This is a genomic window from Chloroflexus sp. (assembly GCF_034432675.1).
Lineage (GTDB): Bacteria > Chloroflexota > Chloroflexia > Chloroflexales > Chloroflexaceae > Chloroflexus.
Genome location: NZ_DAOUBI010000130.1, coordinates 1 through 14,123 on the forward strand (window position 1 = coordinate 1; position 14,123 = coordinate 14,123).

Annotated in this window: 10 protein-coding genes; 4 read left to right on the forward strand and 6 right to left on the reverse strand. The window is 54.5% G+C overall.

Features of this window, described 5'->3' with window-relative positions; all coding sequences use genetic code 11:
• Both VAE55_RS09575 and VAE55_RS09580 read left to right on the forward strand, forming a co-directional pair.
• On the forward strand, positions 1–248 hold a 248-nt coding region (locus VAE55_RS09575; RefSeq protein ID WP_322815561.1), incomplete at its 5' end, for a hypothetical protein.
• Between the two features lie 184 nt (positions 249–432).
• Positions 433–2,541: a 3'-5' exonuclease gene (locus tag VAE55_RS09580; protein ID WP_322815562.1), complete on the forward strand. Its 2,109-nt coding sequence runs from the start codon at positions 433–435 to the stop codon at positions 2,539–2,541.
• 108 nt (positions 2,542–2,649) lie between these two features.
• Here VAE55_RS09580 and VAE55_RS09585 read toward each other — a convergent pair whose 3' ends face one another.
• The 6 genes from VAE55_RS09585 to der all read right to left on the reverse strand — a co-directional run bounded on the left by VAE55_RS09585 (position 2,650) and on the right by der (position 13,403).
• On the reverse strand, positions 2,650–2,997 hold the full coding sequence (locus tag VAE55_RS09585; protein WP_322815563.1) for a hypothetical protein: 348 nt from the start codon (positions 2,995–2,997) through the stop codon (positions 2,650–2,652).
• Between the two features lie 3 nt (positions 2,998–3,000).
• Positions 3,001–5,844: a VWA domain-containing protein gene (locus VAE55_RS09590; protein ID WP_322815564.1), complete on the reverse strand. Its 2,844-nt coding sequence runs from the start codon at positions 5,842–5,844 to the stop codon at positions 3,001–3,003.
• 177 nt (positions 5,845–6,021) lie between these two features.
• Positions 6,022–6,627: a DJ-1/PfpI family protein gene (locus VAE55_RS09595; protein ID WP_322815565.1), complete on the reverse strand. Its 606-nt coding sequence runs from the start codon at positions 6,625–6,627 to the stop codon at positions 6,022–6,024.
• A 91-nt stretch (positions 6,628–6,718) separates the two neighbouring features.
• Positions 6,719–9,466 (reverse strand): PAS domain-containing protein, encoded by a 2,748-nt coding sequence (locus VAE55_RS09600; RefSeq protein WP_322815566.1) that lies wholly within the window; start codon positions 9,464–9,466, stop codon positions 6,719–6,721.
• Positions 9,467–9,768: 302 nt separating this feature from the next.
• Positions 9,769–11,931 carry a glycogen debranching protein GlgX gene (gene glgX, locus VAE55_RS09605; RefSeq protein ID WP_322815567.1) on the reverse strand — a complete coding sequence of 721 codons (2,163 nt, stop codon included), beginning with the start codon at positions 11,929–11,931 and terminating at the stop codon, positions 9,769–9,771.
• 122 nt (positions 11,932–12,053) lie between these two features.
• The gene (der, locus tag VAE55_RS09610) at positions 12,054–13,403 is read right to left on the reverse strand and encodes a ribosome biogenesis GTPase Der (protein WP_322815568.1); all 1,350 of its coding nucleotides are present in this window, start codon (positions 13,401–13,403) and stop codon (positions 12,054–12,056) included.
• Between the two features lie 111 nt (positions 13,404–13,514).
• On the opposite strand from der, the gene VAE55_RS09615 reads away from it, so the two are divergent.
• Together VAE55_RS09615 and VAE55_RS09620 are read left to right on the forward strand one after the other, a co-directional pair.
• Positions 13,515–13,856, forward strand: a complete 342-nt coding sequence (locus VAE55_RS09615; RefSeq protein WP_322815569.1) for a CidA/LrgA family protein — start codon at positions 13,515–13,517, stop codon at positions 13,854–13,856.
• A gap of 6 nt (positions 13,857–13,862) precedes the next feature.
• The coding region (locus VAE55_RS09620; RefSeq protein ID WP_322815570.1) for an LrgB family protein at positions 13,863–14,123 on the forward strand (261 nt) is incomplete at its 3' end.

Sequence of the window (14,123 nt, forward strand, 5' to 3'; positions counted from 1 at the left end):
CGCCGCCACCACCGCCACCGACGGTTGCGCCGCCGCCACCGTCACCGACGGTCGCGCCGCCACCACCGCCGCCACCATCGCCGACACCGACGGTCGCGCCGCCGCCACCGCCACCGACGGTTGCGCCGCCGCCACCGTCACCGACGGTCGCGCCGCCACCGCCGCCGCCACCGCCATCGCCGACACCCGATGACGACGATGGCGACGATGACGACGATGGCGACGATGACGACGACGATGATGATTAAAACCGTCTGATCACAACTCAGACATCAACATCAGGAACCGTACAATGAGCGTATCGTGCGGTTCCTGATCTTTTTTCATAAAAATTCCTTTGCAGGTCTCATTCGAGATGCTATCATAAGAACAGTTTTCAGATCAGGCTTGTTTCTAAGAGTAATCTCTTTGTCCAACCATCAGGATCGTTCGATGACCAAATATCAGCTTATTACACCACCAACCTTTTTCAACGAACTTCTTGGGTTACCGGGCAAAATTCAGAAACTGGTCACCCAGAAGGTCAAAATCCTTGAGCATGATCCTGTTTCAGCCCAGGGTGATGCCAAAAAGCTCAAGAATCGTGAACCTCCACTTTATCGAATTAGAATTGGCGACTACCGCCTGATTTATACATTTGGTGCGGGATGGGTCAAGCTGGTTGCTATCCGTAAACGCGATGATCAGACGTATCAGCGCGATTTTGGTCACGTTGATCTGCCCGATGTCGCTCTCTCTGAGGCTGTTGCAATAGCTTCAGCGAGCGAACCGCTCACTGCGGAGCCTGAACCAACACCATCTCCCACCCGACAGCTCTCGCCTGATGAAACCATTACAGGTAGTCCATCGCAACCACTGCCATACCAGTTGACTACCGACAATTTACGGCGCTGGTTGATCCCAGAGCAGTACTGGGACACACTCATACAGATACAAACCGAAGACGATTTAATCAATGCTCAGGTACCGCCACAGGTTATTGACCGGCTGCTCGATATTTTGTATCCACGGAGCGTTGACGAGATTTTGCAACAACCGCAATTCCTGATCGCTGAAGCAGACGATCTCGACCGGTTTGTTGCCGGTGAACTAACCGATTTTCTGCTGGTTCTTGACCCTGAACAGCAACGGCTGGTCACAGCATCCCTCGAAAGTCCGGTTCTGGTACGGGGCGGGCCGGGAACCGGCAAATCAATCGTTGCCCTCTACCGCGTGCAACGCCTTGTTCAGCAAGGCATGACTCCAGTCTTATTTACAACCTTCACCAACACATTAACCGCCTATTCGGAACAATTACTGGAGCGTCTGCTTGAAGGTGATCTGACCAGTAAAGGGGTAGAAGTCAATACTGTCGATGCGCTAATGTTTCGTCAGTATGCCGCCACCTACGGCACACCACGGATTGCCACTGAAGAACAGATGAACCAGGTGTTGCGCAAGGCACTGCACACCGCGATCCTACCGGCAGCAAACGAGCACGAACGACTGCGACGGCGTGAGGTGTTACAGACCCTTGGTGAAGCCTATCTGCTCGATGAATTTACCAGTGTGATTGAGCATTGGGGCTTGCAGAGTCGTGATGAATACCTGACCAGACCAAGGACAGGCCGTAAGCTTCCGTTACGACCCCCAATTCGGGAAGCGATCTGGGCAGTGTACGAGACCTGGAAGCGCATACTCCAGCACCAGCAATTGACGACCTGGGGGCAACTTCGCCAGCGTGCTCTCGAACTGGCATTACGGCAATCCCAGCGACCGTATCGCGCTATTGTTATCGACGAAGCGCAAGACCTGTCACCGGTAGCATTGCGTTACCTGCTGGCCTGTGTTGAGTCTCCCCGTGCGGTGTACCTGACTGCCGACGCCGGTCAGTCGCTCTATCAACGTGGTTTTTCGTGGCAACAGATCGATAGCGAGTTGAATGTTCGTGGTCGCAGCTTTGTTTTGCGGCGCAACTATCGCAATACAGCCGAGATTGCCGCTGCCTGTACATCCATTTTGGGCACGACTGACAGTGATCAGGAAGTAAGCGCCGTTCATCACGGCTCACTGCCGGTAGTACGTTTTTGTCGTAGTGTTGCAGAAGAAGCCCAGGCGATCCGTAGCTTCTTCATTGCTGCCGCTCGCCGCTGGCGACTGCCCGCGCACGCCGGTGCAGTGCTTTGCCATAGCAAACAAGTGGCCCAGCAAATCTGCGACCAGTTGCAACAACTTGGGATGTCGGCGGAATTTATGGAAAAGCGGCAGATCGACTTGCGAAAGCCGGTTGTCAAAGTATTGACGATCCACTCAGCAAAGGGATTGGAGTTTCCGTTTGTGGCGGTGATGCGATTAGCGCAGGATCATCTGCCGCACAACTACGATCATCTACCGGCGGAAGAGCGCGACGCAATAATTGCCCAGGAGCGGCGGCTGTTTTACGTCGGCTGTTCGCGAGCCATGCGTGCTTTGCTGGTCTGCGCCGATGCCGATCAGCCATCATCGTTTGTGCTGGAATTGCCGACAACGCTCTGGCAGCGCGAGAGTGAGATGAGTAGATGACAGATAACGTCATTCACCGGTAGAGCTTGATACCTGGAAAGTGAAAGCGGGAACACTGGGCTGAACCGGTGCGTTCCCGCTTCTGCTGAGTTCGCCAGTGACCCGCCTCTACCCCTGCTGACTTTCCAGGCGCATGAAGGCAATTATCGCCGCAATGAGTCCTGTCCCGAAGCCAAACCAGGTACTTACCTCAGAAATGTGATACTGCTGCGCTTCGGCGGCCAGGCGAAGCGCACGCAGATTGGTGTCGGCCAACCCCATCACCCCTTGCTGTAAAGCCTGGCGGGTAGCATTGATAAGCTCTTGCTGGTTCAGCAAGAGCCAGACCGATCCTATCGCACGTGCTGCCAGATAGGCGAGAATACCAACCAGACAACCGATAACGAGTGCCAGCAGCAGGCGACCAAGCCAGGACTGAAAGGTATCAGTGGATGGTTCATGAGCAACCGTACCCATTACTTAGCTGTCTCCCTCACCGGTAATTTGCCTGCGTGCTCGCTCCTTGGCAGCACGTAACCTGCTCAACGCATCGTCAGTCGGTGGTGGTGCAGGTGGTGGTTGCGGTTCAGATGATGCTGTTTCGGTTGGTGGTACCTGAATCCGCTCACCAGCTATCTGTTGGCGAACCTGATCACGGGCGGCCCGTAACCGGCTGAGCACCGGGTCAGGCGCGACCGGCGTCGCGCCTGCCGGTCGCAATCGGCTGACAAGCGAACCCAGGGCGCCGAAATCACTCCGCCGCAACATCAACCGCCGCAAGGCAATGTCAATCGGTAACAACATCAGGGCCAGCCAGAGCAGTGGCAACGCCACCTCCTGCGCCGAAAAGACGTGGTTCAAACGGTCGAAGACATCTGCCGGTTCATTCAACAACCGACCATTGGTCGTAGTGGCCAGCTCCGCTAACAAACCAGGATTGGCTTGCGCACTACGATATTCCGACGAATAGGGGACAACCATACCGGCAGTCTCTTGCACCACCACGCGATCAGCGCTGGTGCCGGCAATCTGCACCAGGTAGGTTCCCGGAGCAGGGCTTTCCAATCGCGCCTGATATTGATTCGGAGCCACCTGCATAAGCGGCACTTCACGCCGCGAGCCATCACCACCGATCAGGGTAGCAACAACGGTTAAGTCATTATGGGCCGTGGCTGTGACCAGCCGAATCACCGTCTCGCCACCAACAACAGAGACTTCCGTATTGACATTCTGCCCACCACGTGGCGTCAAATCACCAACCAGTTGAGCAGCAAAACGTGGAAAGCCTTCCCACGTGATCCAGTCACGTGCCCACTTCCCCTTGGTGTCACTCAACCAGGCTGCACTGCGCCCCAGGCCAAATTGCCAGGTCGCCAGGATTGGTTGTTGATCTTCAGTAGCCAGTAGTAACTGCGCAGTATCTTTCAACGTGCTGCCATTGTAGCCATACAACGGGGGAGTGGCATTGATACCGGCCAGGATCGGACTATTGCTATACCGTACCGGCACAAATGGCTGTTCAACGATATAATTCCCAATCGCAGTAATAGTTTCCTGAACGAAGATTTGTGGTACCTCGGCCATATCCGCAGCCGGATAATACCGACCACCACCTTCGGCAGCCAGTTGTTTCAGATAGGCTGCCGAGCCACTCCCGGCAGCTACCACAGTCAAGGTAATGCCTTGTTCGCGCAAACGTGCTGCCAGATCAAGCTGATCACCACCACTTCCCCACCCATCGGTAAGCAAGACCATGTGTTTGATCCGGGAATCGATCTGCTGCAACATCTCTTCGGCACGAAGCAAACCGGCACGAACGTTGGTTGGCCCACGCGGTTCAACAGCACTGACTGCATCCATCACCTGTTCGACCGTAGCCCCGCGTGTGGCGGGAAAAGTTGGAAATGCTGCACCATCGAACGTCACGACACCAACCGTATCTTGTGGGCCAAGCAAGGCAGCAGCCTGCACAACAGCATCTTTAGCAATATCGATCTTGCGTTCGGAAGAAGATGTAATCGGAGCACCACGATCAGGATCGGCACAGTGGCAGGCGTCCATTGAACCTGACTTATCAATCACAAAGACAATCGCCAGATCAGGACGCAACTCACGGTTACGCACGTCCATGTACACCGGCAACGCCTCTTCAACCGCAGTACGACCATATCCACCGACACCAAAGCTATCTTCGCCACCAATCATTAACAAGCCACGACCCAGATCGCGCACATAACCAGGAATCGCCTGCATTAGACCAACCGGTAACATCCGTGCCGGCGTATTCACCAGCACCAGCGCATCGTAGGTACTGAGATCGGCCAGTGTGCGAGGTGCAGCTTCGGGTGATACCAGTTCGGCGATAATGCCGGTAGCGGTAAGTGCCGTCATCAAGGGGCGGGCATCGGCAGCAGTTTGCGCAACGAGCAGAATACGTGGTGGCCCCTGCACACGGATCAGAGTGGCAGCTTCATTATTTTGCACGCGGCCATCACGGGCAGCCTCAACCTGCACTCGGTAGCGCCGAAAGCCACTCCCTTCAACCGGTACCAGAAACTCGACCCGCGTCGTTCCCGGCGTTAATTCAAGGTTGCGTTCCTCAATGACTCCCAGGTCATCGATCAGACGCACAACTGCCGACTGTGCGACATTGCTCTCTACATTCGCTACAATCAGCGCTTCTTGCCCATCGCGCACGTTATTCGGCGCTTCAACACTGGCAATCAACGCTTCAGCATCAGCATCAACCAATGTGAGATTAACAATATCGATTGGGATACCGCGGCTGGCGGCCAACCGGGCGGCATCAATCGCCCGCCCACTGTTCTCACCGCCGTCCGAGAGGAGCACCAGTCGCTTTTGCGTATCGGCGGGAAACAGTGCCAGGCCGAGCTGAATAGCGGCCTCGATATTGGTGCGATTGGCGATTGGGATAGACGTAATTCGCCCTAAGCGGGAATCACTTTCAGGTGCACGTTCAACCAGCGCATTATCGCCAAACACGATGATTGCCGCCTGATCATCGGCGGGCATCGCTAGCAACGCATCGCGAATGAATGCCTCTGCCTGGGCACGGGTCGAGGCCGGCATCGAGTCACTACCGTCGAGGAGAAAGACGGTCGTTAGCCGATCCACCGGTCGCACAAATTGAATACCGGCAAAGGCAAAAACCAGCACTACCGCAATGGTAGTACGCACGGCAAGACTACCCCAGAATCGAACTGGTGACAACCGACGAGGGGACAGCAGCGCAAGCACCACCATCCCAGCCGGTATCAGTAACAACCAGAGCGCTTCAGGGTAGATAAAAGAGACATACGGCATAGGCAATCTCGCGATGGATGATCATACTGGCATTGTACCGGCAACAACCGCCGCTGGCAAGACAAACTAGTACGTCTTTCGTTAGACGAAGTCATCCCCCCTAGAGTTCCCATTGACGAAGTAGCACAGGCTGATGCCTGTGCTACTCACCATAACAGTTAGCGCACGCTGTGGATGTTATGTCGGCACTGCCTCCGTCTGTGGTTCAATCTCGATCTTCGCACCGAGCACCTTGAGGAACTGAGCCAGCCATGCCGGGTGAGCCGGCCAGGCCGGTGCCGTGACCAGGTTGCCGTCAGTAATTGCCTGATCGGCAGGTAATTCGTGATACTCCGCCCCGATCAAGGGGAGATCAGGTCCTACGGCTGCGTAAGCCGTGCAGCGGCGACCGTTGAGTACACCGGCAGCAGCCAACACCTGAAGCCCATGACAAATTGCGGCTACTGGCTTATTGGCCGTGAAGAAGTGTCGTGCAATCTCAAGCACGCGCGGGTTGAGCCGGATGTACTCTGGCGCACGACCACCGGGAATAACCAGCGCATCGTATTCGTGCTCATTGACTTCATCGAAGGAGTAATTCAGGGTAAAGTTGTGACCACGCTTTTCACTGTAGGTCTGATCGCCCTCAAAATCGTGTACTGCCGTCCGCACGAATTCTCCCGCCTTCTTCCCCGGACAAACCGCGTGAACCTGATAACCAAGTGCGGCCAGGGCCTGGAATGGTACCATCACCTCATAATCTTCGACATAGTCGCCAACGAGAAAGAGGATTTTCTTCGCCATCGCGTACTCCTCCTGACGGTATGCAGTTGACTTCACTGTCAGTAGATTGCTGACTAGAATGATTCTACGGTAACACAGTGGCCGATAACTGTCAACGGTGATTTTCGTGTCGGCTCTGGCTCTCCGCAAATAGTCTGAGCGTCTCGGTAACCGCGTATTGCAGAGCATCAAAAAGCGGTTCGAGCTGCATCCGTGCCGTTGCTGCATGTTCGAGAGCTTTTGCCACGTGTGCTACCTGTACTGCTCCGATTTGCCGCGCACTGCCTTTAAGCCGATGGGCCAATCGCTGCACCTGTTCAACATCACCACACCCTATCGAAACACGTAGTTGGTCTAGTTGCTGTTGAAATTCGTGTTGAATGAGCGCCAGGGTTTTGGTTACGATCTCAGGTTGTTGATCACCGAGAGCTGTCAATAGTTCACCAAATACCGTCCAGTCGATGACGGGATCACTCTGCCAGGTATTGACAGTTGACGGTTGGGATGGCATAGGGGTCGTAGACAACGCATTGCGTAAATCTTGCAGACGTACCGGTTTAGTAAGAAAACCATCCATCCCGGCTGCCAGGCAACGTTCGCGTACATCGGCTAACGCATACGCCGTCAGGGCAATAATACGCGGTTGCTGAATCTGGTTGCCCAATGCCCGCATCCGGCGCGTAGCCTCTTCCCCATCCATCTCTGGCATCTGGATGTCCATTAAGATGACATCGAATGATTGTTGCTGCACTTTCTGCACGGCCTCAACGCCGTTCGCCACCATCGTAACCTGATGCCCCAGCGCCTGAAGGAGACGAAGCACCACCTGCTGATTAATTTCGTTATCTTCGGCAACCAACACCCGCAGGACTGCCGATTGTCCGCTTGCTACCGACTGTCCTGCGCTCACCGGCGGCGAGTACTCCACCGGTTGAAGCGGCAACGTTACCACGAACGTTGATCCCTGACCCGGCTGACTGGCAACCGTTAAGTTACCACCCATCAGACGTGCCAACTGAGCACTAATTGCCAGCCCTAAGCCGGAGTCATTTTGCCGAGTTTGATCATCATCAATGTGAGATAAGGGCTGAAACAGGCAGTTACGCTGTTGAGCCACAATACCGGTACCGGTATCTCGAACCGCAATTTCTAGCTGGGGATGATCAGTAGTCTTTCCCCCCACACCTGCCGTGATCAGGACACCACCGCGGTCGGTGAACTTGATCGCATTACTCACCAGATTCATCAACATCTGGCGCAAGCGAGCCGGATCGCTGACAATGAGTGCCGGCAGGTGTGGATCAATCACTGCTTCGATCAGGAGACCTTTCTGATCGGCTTCTCGCCTAAACAGAGCAAGCACTGCATGCACAATAACGCGCACATCGGTTGGTTCGGCAGCAATTTCCACCCGGCCCGCTTCGATATTCGAGAGATCGAGCACGTTATTCACCAGCGCCAGCAGCGCTTCACCACCAATCCGTATCGTTTCAATCAACGAGCGCTGCGACGGGGTTAAGGTATCGGTTAGCAATAGCTCAGCGCTGGCGATCACCGCATTGAGCGGGGTGCGCATTTCATGGCTGATTGCCGACAAAAACGCCGCTTGTGCTCGTTCAGTCCGTTCCGCAGCCTCTTTCGCCCGCAAAAGATCGGCGGTAATCTGCCGCTCTGCCGTGATATTACGGCCCACAATCAAACCACCGCTTATCTGACCAGAAGCACGTTCAATCGGCATAATCGACGTGTCGAAGATTTCCCCACGGAACGTGTAGTCAATGCGTGATGATTGGCCAAGAAGAGCCTGATAACAGAGCGGTAGTAATGTCGAGCGATGAGGTTCATCGAAGAGATCGGTCAGACACTGACCTTCAAATCGAGCTGCATCGATGCCAAGCCGCTTGAGATCGGCCCCGGCAACCAGAGTCAGCCGCAGACCGGTATCGAACATGAACACGACAGTGCCCGGCAACATATCAGCCAGCATGCGATACCGCTGCTCACTTGCTCGCAGTGCCAGTTCGTTCTCTTTGCTGCGAGTAATATCTTGAAACGTACCCCGTAGTTTACGGATCTGACCATCTTCCCAGACCGGCTGACCAGTAGAGCGTACCCAACGGGACTGACCACGGGCGGTACGAAACGGCAATTCAATATCCCATTCGGCACCGGTTGCGAGGCAGCGTTCAAAGGCTTCACGCACGAGATGATGCACTTCTGGGGGATAAAACCATAAAGCCACGTCTGGTGCCGGAGAATCGCCTATCGGTAACTCATGGATTGCAAACATCTCTTCCGACCAGACCATGCGTTGCGTGACCAGATCAAACTCCCATCCCCCAATCTGGGCCATCTTACTCACTGCACGTAACAACTGTTCACGCTCAGCCAGCGCTTGCTCAACCAGCACCTGTGTCGTCACGTCTGTTTGCAAGCCGATGAAAGCCGTCACCCGCCCCTGGTCATCGCGAACCGGACTGATCGCGATCTGATTCCAGAAAGGGTGACCATCTTTACGGTAATTGAGCAGACGTTCGTGAACAGGACGAGCGGCAGCGATGGCTTCACGAACCCGGGTCACGGCAACCTGATCAGTACCTGGCCCCTGCAAGAAGAGACAATGACGACCAAGCACCTCTTCTGGAGCATAGCCAGTGATAGTGCAGAAAGCCCGGTTGACGAAGGTGATAGGGTAATCGGGTTGCGCATCAGCCACAATCACACCGCTGGTCATTTCGTTGACCACCGTGCGCAGGAAGTGATTCTGTAACTGCAAACGAGCCACTTCTGCCTTTAGGGCTGCCGGTTGATCAGAAACATCAAGCTGTTGTTTCAGAGGGCGAAGAGAAGGTTCGATCACTTGAGGCTCCGTGGCATGATTTCTCGTATAGACGGTAGCTACCGGTTGCGCTTGCACCATCGCTTATCTGATAACATCAATAGCGTATCAGTGCGACATCACACATTACCTGAGGAAGTCAGGAGGTCGAATGTTGCCGGCACAGGATTGCAAAAAACGTATCTCCACCTGCCGGCGTGGCCGCACCACAACCACCATCACCCCAGGAAAGTGCGGCAGTGTGCCTGCCGCACACAGTGTGGATACTATGTATTTTAGTATATGAATTGGTCTTACGGAAGTGCTACCAGGAAGCAAATTAGCTATTTCGCTGCCGGCTCGAGCTGTATCGGCGGTGCAACAGACACCTTTTCGATCAAGACTGCCAGTGCCCGCGGTTGAATTTGATACATTTGATCGGTTACCGGTAGCGGTGTGGTAAGGTCAGGCCGGGCCGTATCGATAACTACATGCCAGCTTGCATCGTCCGGCCAGTCGGGCAGAATGAATGGTACCGGCTCATCGCCAGCATTGATCAATACCAGTAACACATCATCACGCATCGATTCGCCGCGTTCGTTGCGATCATCGATAACGGCACCATTGAGTAAGACGCCAATGCAACGCAATTCAGGATGTTGCCACAACTCTTGACTAACCTCCTGACCATCAGGACTGAGCCACTCAACATCGTATTCGGCGTTACCGAGGTGGCCAACGAAGAAGCGGCGGCGGCGCAATACCGGATGTTCACGACGAAAGCCGATCAGGCGTCGAGTAAACGCAAGTAACACCCCGGCTTCTGAGTCAGGTTCCCAGTCAACCCACGAGATCGGGTTGTCCTGACAATATGCGTTGTTATTTCCTTGTTGGGTACGCCCACGCTCATCACCGGCCAGTAACATTGGTGTGCCCTGTGACAGAAAGAGCGTAGCGATAAAGTTCATCATTTGTCGCAGTCGCAACGCCCGAATGTCGGGGTCGTCGGTTGGCCCCTCTACCCCACAATTCCACGAGTTGTTGTGGTTATCGCCATCACGATTATCTTCACCGTTGGCTTCATTATGCTTTTCGTTGTACGACACCAGATCGCGCAAGGTGAAGCCATCATGCGCCGTTACGAAATTGATGGAATGATATGGACGACGGCCATTGTGATGGTAGAGATCCATCGATCCCATAAAACGCGAGGCAAAATCGGCGGCCTGACCGGGATCACCCTTCCAGAAACAGCGCACGGTATCGCGGTAACGGCCATTCCATTCTGCCCAGGGCGCCGGAAAGCGCCCTACCCAATAGCCATCAAAACCGACATCCCACGGTTCGGCGATCAGTTTCACCCGCGAGATAACCGGGTCCTGGCGAACAGCAGTGAAGAAGGGGCTGGGCAGGTCAGAACCGGCCGGGCCACGGGCAAGGGTACGGGCCAGATCAAACCGGAACCCATCAACATGCATCTCAGTGACCCAGTAACGCAATGAGTCGAGCACTAACTGAAGCGTGCGTGGATGGTTCAGGTCAAGGCTATTGCCGGTACCGGTATCGTCAAGGTAGTAACGCGGTTGATCGGGAACGAGGCGATAATAGGCCACGTTGTCAATCCCGCGAAAGCTCAGCGTCGGCCCCAGGTGATTACCCTCACCGGTATGGTTGTAGACCACATCGATAATGACTTCAATCCCGGCGGCGTGGAGTGCCTTAACCATTGCCTTGAACTCATTCACCTGTGCCTGCGGATCGGACTGACTGGCATAGCGCGGCTCCGGGCTGAAATAGTTGATCGGCTGATACCCCCAATAGTTGGTCAGACCACGATCAGCCAGGAACTGATCGGTAATGAAGGCATGGACCGGCAAGAGTTCAACCGCTGTCACCCCTAATTGCTTGAGATAGTCAATGACTGCCGGCGATGCCAGACCGGCGTAGGTCCCGCGCAGGTTTTCTGGTACTTCTGGGTGAAGCCTGGTGAAGCCTTTGACATGCAACTCGTAGATAACCGAGTCGGCCAAAGGAATATTGGGATGGCGATCATCGCCCCAATCGAAGGTGGGATCGATAACCACTGAACGTGGGATATACGGTGCACTATCCCGCTTACCGATGGTCAGATCACCGTATGGACTATCAACGCGGTAGCCATAGTTTGCTTTATCCCAGGTTAATTCGCCGCAGAGAGCACGGGCGTAAGGATCGATCAACAGCTTATGTCGATTAAAGCGATGCCCCTGTTGTGGCAGATACGGGCCGTGGACGCGATAACCGTAGAGCTGACCAGGTCGCAAACCGGGAATGTAGCCGTGCCAGACATCATCCGTGCGTTCTGGCAAGGCAATACGTACCGCTTCACGAGGCGCCTCTGGACTATCAAACAGACACAACTCGACGTGCGTAGCATGGGCTGAGAAGATAGCAAAGTTCACCCCTTCACCGTCCCACGTCGCACCAAGCGGATATGGTAGACCCGGCCAGATGTCGGTAATATGCATTGTCGCAATTCTCCTGTAATAAGAAAGGCAGCCGTGTTGACCTGCAACGATCAACAACATGCTGCTTTGCAATAGACGTTAAGCAATAATCATGAGCGGAGACAAACCTGTAGAAACAACGTTCAACGTTCCTCTTTTCGTTCACGCGAACGGAACACGATCACGATTGGCGTGCCCTGAAAACCATAACGTTCGCGCAAACGATTTTCGAGGTAGCGAGCATACGACCAGTGGACTAACTCACCATCGTTGGCAAAAAACAGAAAAACCGGCGGCTCGGTTTGTGGTTGCACTGCATAGTATAGGCGCAGATGTGCTCCCTTCTTGACAGCCATCGGTGGCTGTTGCAACATCACTTCCCGCAAGAAGTTGTTCAACTCGCTGGTTGGCACTCGCTTCTGCCGCTGGACATACACTTCGCGCGCATAGTCGAGCAGGTGCGAGACGCGCTGGCCGGTCAATGCCGACACAAAAACAATCGGTGCATAATCGACAAACTTAAATGCCTCGCGAACCTGATCCTGGAATGCGTAGTAGGTATGCGAGTCTTTCTCAATGGCGTCCCACTTATTGACGACCAAGATCAAGCCTTTCTTGGCCTCAACAACCATACCGGCAATGTGGGTGTCCTGGGCTGTTACACCCTCAGTCGCATCAATCAGCAGCAGCGCTACGTCGCATCGTTCAATTGCCCGTAATGTACGCAGCACACTATATTTCTCAATACCACGTTCGATCTTTCCGGCCCGCCGAATACCGGCAGTATCGATCAGCGTAATCGGTTCACCGTGATAGGTTATGGTTGTATCGATAGGATCGCGCGTAGTGCCCGGAATCGGGCTTACCACGCTGCGCTCTTGACCGAGCAGACGGTTCAGTAGCGAAGACTTGCCTACATTTGGCCGACCGACAATGGCAATCCGTAGATAGCGCTCTTCCTCTTGCGCAAAGGTCTTTGGTGGTAGATACTCGGTCAAGCGGTCAAGTACATCCCCCGTTCCCAGGCCATGAAATGCGCTCATCGGGATCGGTTCGCCAAGATTGAGCGCATAAAACTCAACCGCATCAAGCATGCGTTCCTGACCGTCACACTTGTTGACGGCCAGGACAACCGGTTTCGCCGTGGTGCGTAGCACATCGGCCACATCGGCATCAGCGGCAGTCAGACCGTCACGACCGTCAACGATAAAGATGATTGCATCCGCCTCAGCAATCGCGTGTTCAGCCTGAGCACGGGTACGACGAGCAATCTCGGCTTCGGGCAGGTTCGGATCTTCACCACCGAAGAGAACACCTGCCGTATCGACGACGGTGAACTCGCGCCCATTCCAAAAGGTATCACCATAGAGACGGTCGCGCGTCGTGCCGGGCAGGTCCTCGACAATCGCGCGCCGCTCGCCAATTAAGCGGTTGAAAAATGTCGATTTACCAACGTTTGGGCGGCCAACAATGGCCACAATCGGTTTTGTCATAACTCCTCCTGGACGCCAGTATGGATGCGTCCTCTGCCTTCTATTATAGTGGGGATCGCAAACGAAGTGGTCAGGGTTTGCGATTGTTGTCGTAGAAGGGAGGTATCCGTCGTGGTCGATGCCATTTTGGGACTGTTGCTTTGCCAGCTTATCGGCGAAATCGTGAGTCGCACGCTTAATTTACCGGTTCCCGGTCCAGTTGTCGGTATGCTCCTCTTATTCACCGTATTACGCTGGCAAGGCAAGATGCCAGCACCGCTTGAAACAACTGCTCATAACGTCCTGGCCCATCTGCCGCTACTGTTTGTCCCTGCCGGTGTAGGCGTGATCGTCCATCTACCATTACTCAGTCGAGAGGGGGCGCCACTGCTAGCAGCGATTGTTGTCTCAACGATGGTAACGCTAGTAGTAACCGGTTTGACCATTCGCCTCCTGCGTAATCGAAAGGATTAGACCGTCATGGATGAACGTATCTTTTCTATCTGGGTCTACCTGGCGCAAACCCCTTTGCTTTGGCTAACGGCAACGATTGCCGTCTATCGCCTGATGACAGTGATCGGTCGGCGCCTCGGTTCATCCCCGTTGTTGAATCCAGTTTTGTTGTCAATTGTAACGATAGTAAGTATCCTGCTACTGACCAACACCCCCTACGCAACCTATTTTGACGGGGCGCAATTCGTTCACTTTCTGCTGGGGCCGGCAACAGTTGCACTGGCGATC

Coding starts and splice junctions, on each gene's coding strand:
- VAE55_RS09595 (WP_322815565.1), bottom strand. CDS start 6,627: ATGGCGAAGAAAATCCTCTTTCTCGTTGGCGACTATGTCGAAGATTAT.
- VAE55_RS09585 (WP_322815563.1), bottom strand. CDS start 2,997: ATGGGTACGGTTGCTCATGAACCATCCACTGATACCTTTCAGTCCTGG.
- der (WP_322815568.1), bottom strand. CDS start 13,403: ATGACAAAACCGATTGTGGCCATTGTTGGCCGCCCAAACGTTGGTAAA.
- glgX (WP_322815567.1), bottom strand. CDS start 11,931: ATGCATATTACCGACATCTGGCCGGGTCTACCATATCCGCTTGGTGCG.
- VAE55_RS09590 (WP_322815564.1), bottom strand. CDS start 5,844: ATGCCGTATGTCTCTTTTATCTACCCTGAAGCGCTCTGGTTGTTACTG.
- VAE55_RS09580 (WP_322815562.1), top strand. CDS start 433: ATGACCAAATATCAGCTTATTACACCACCAACCTTTTTCAACGAACTT.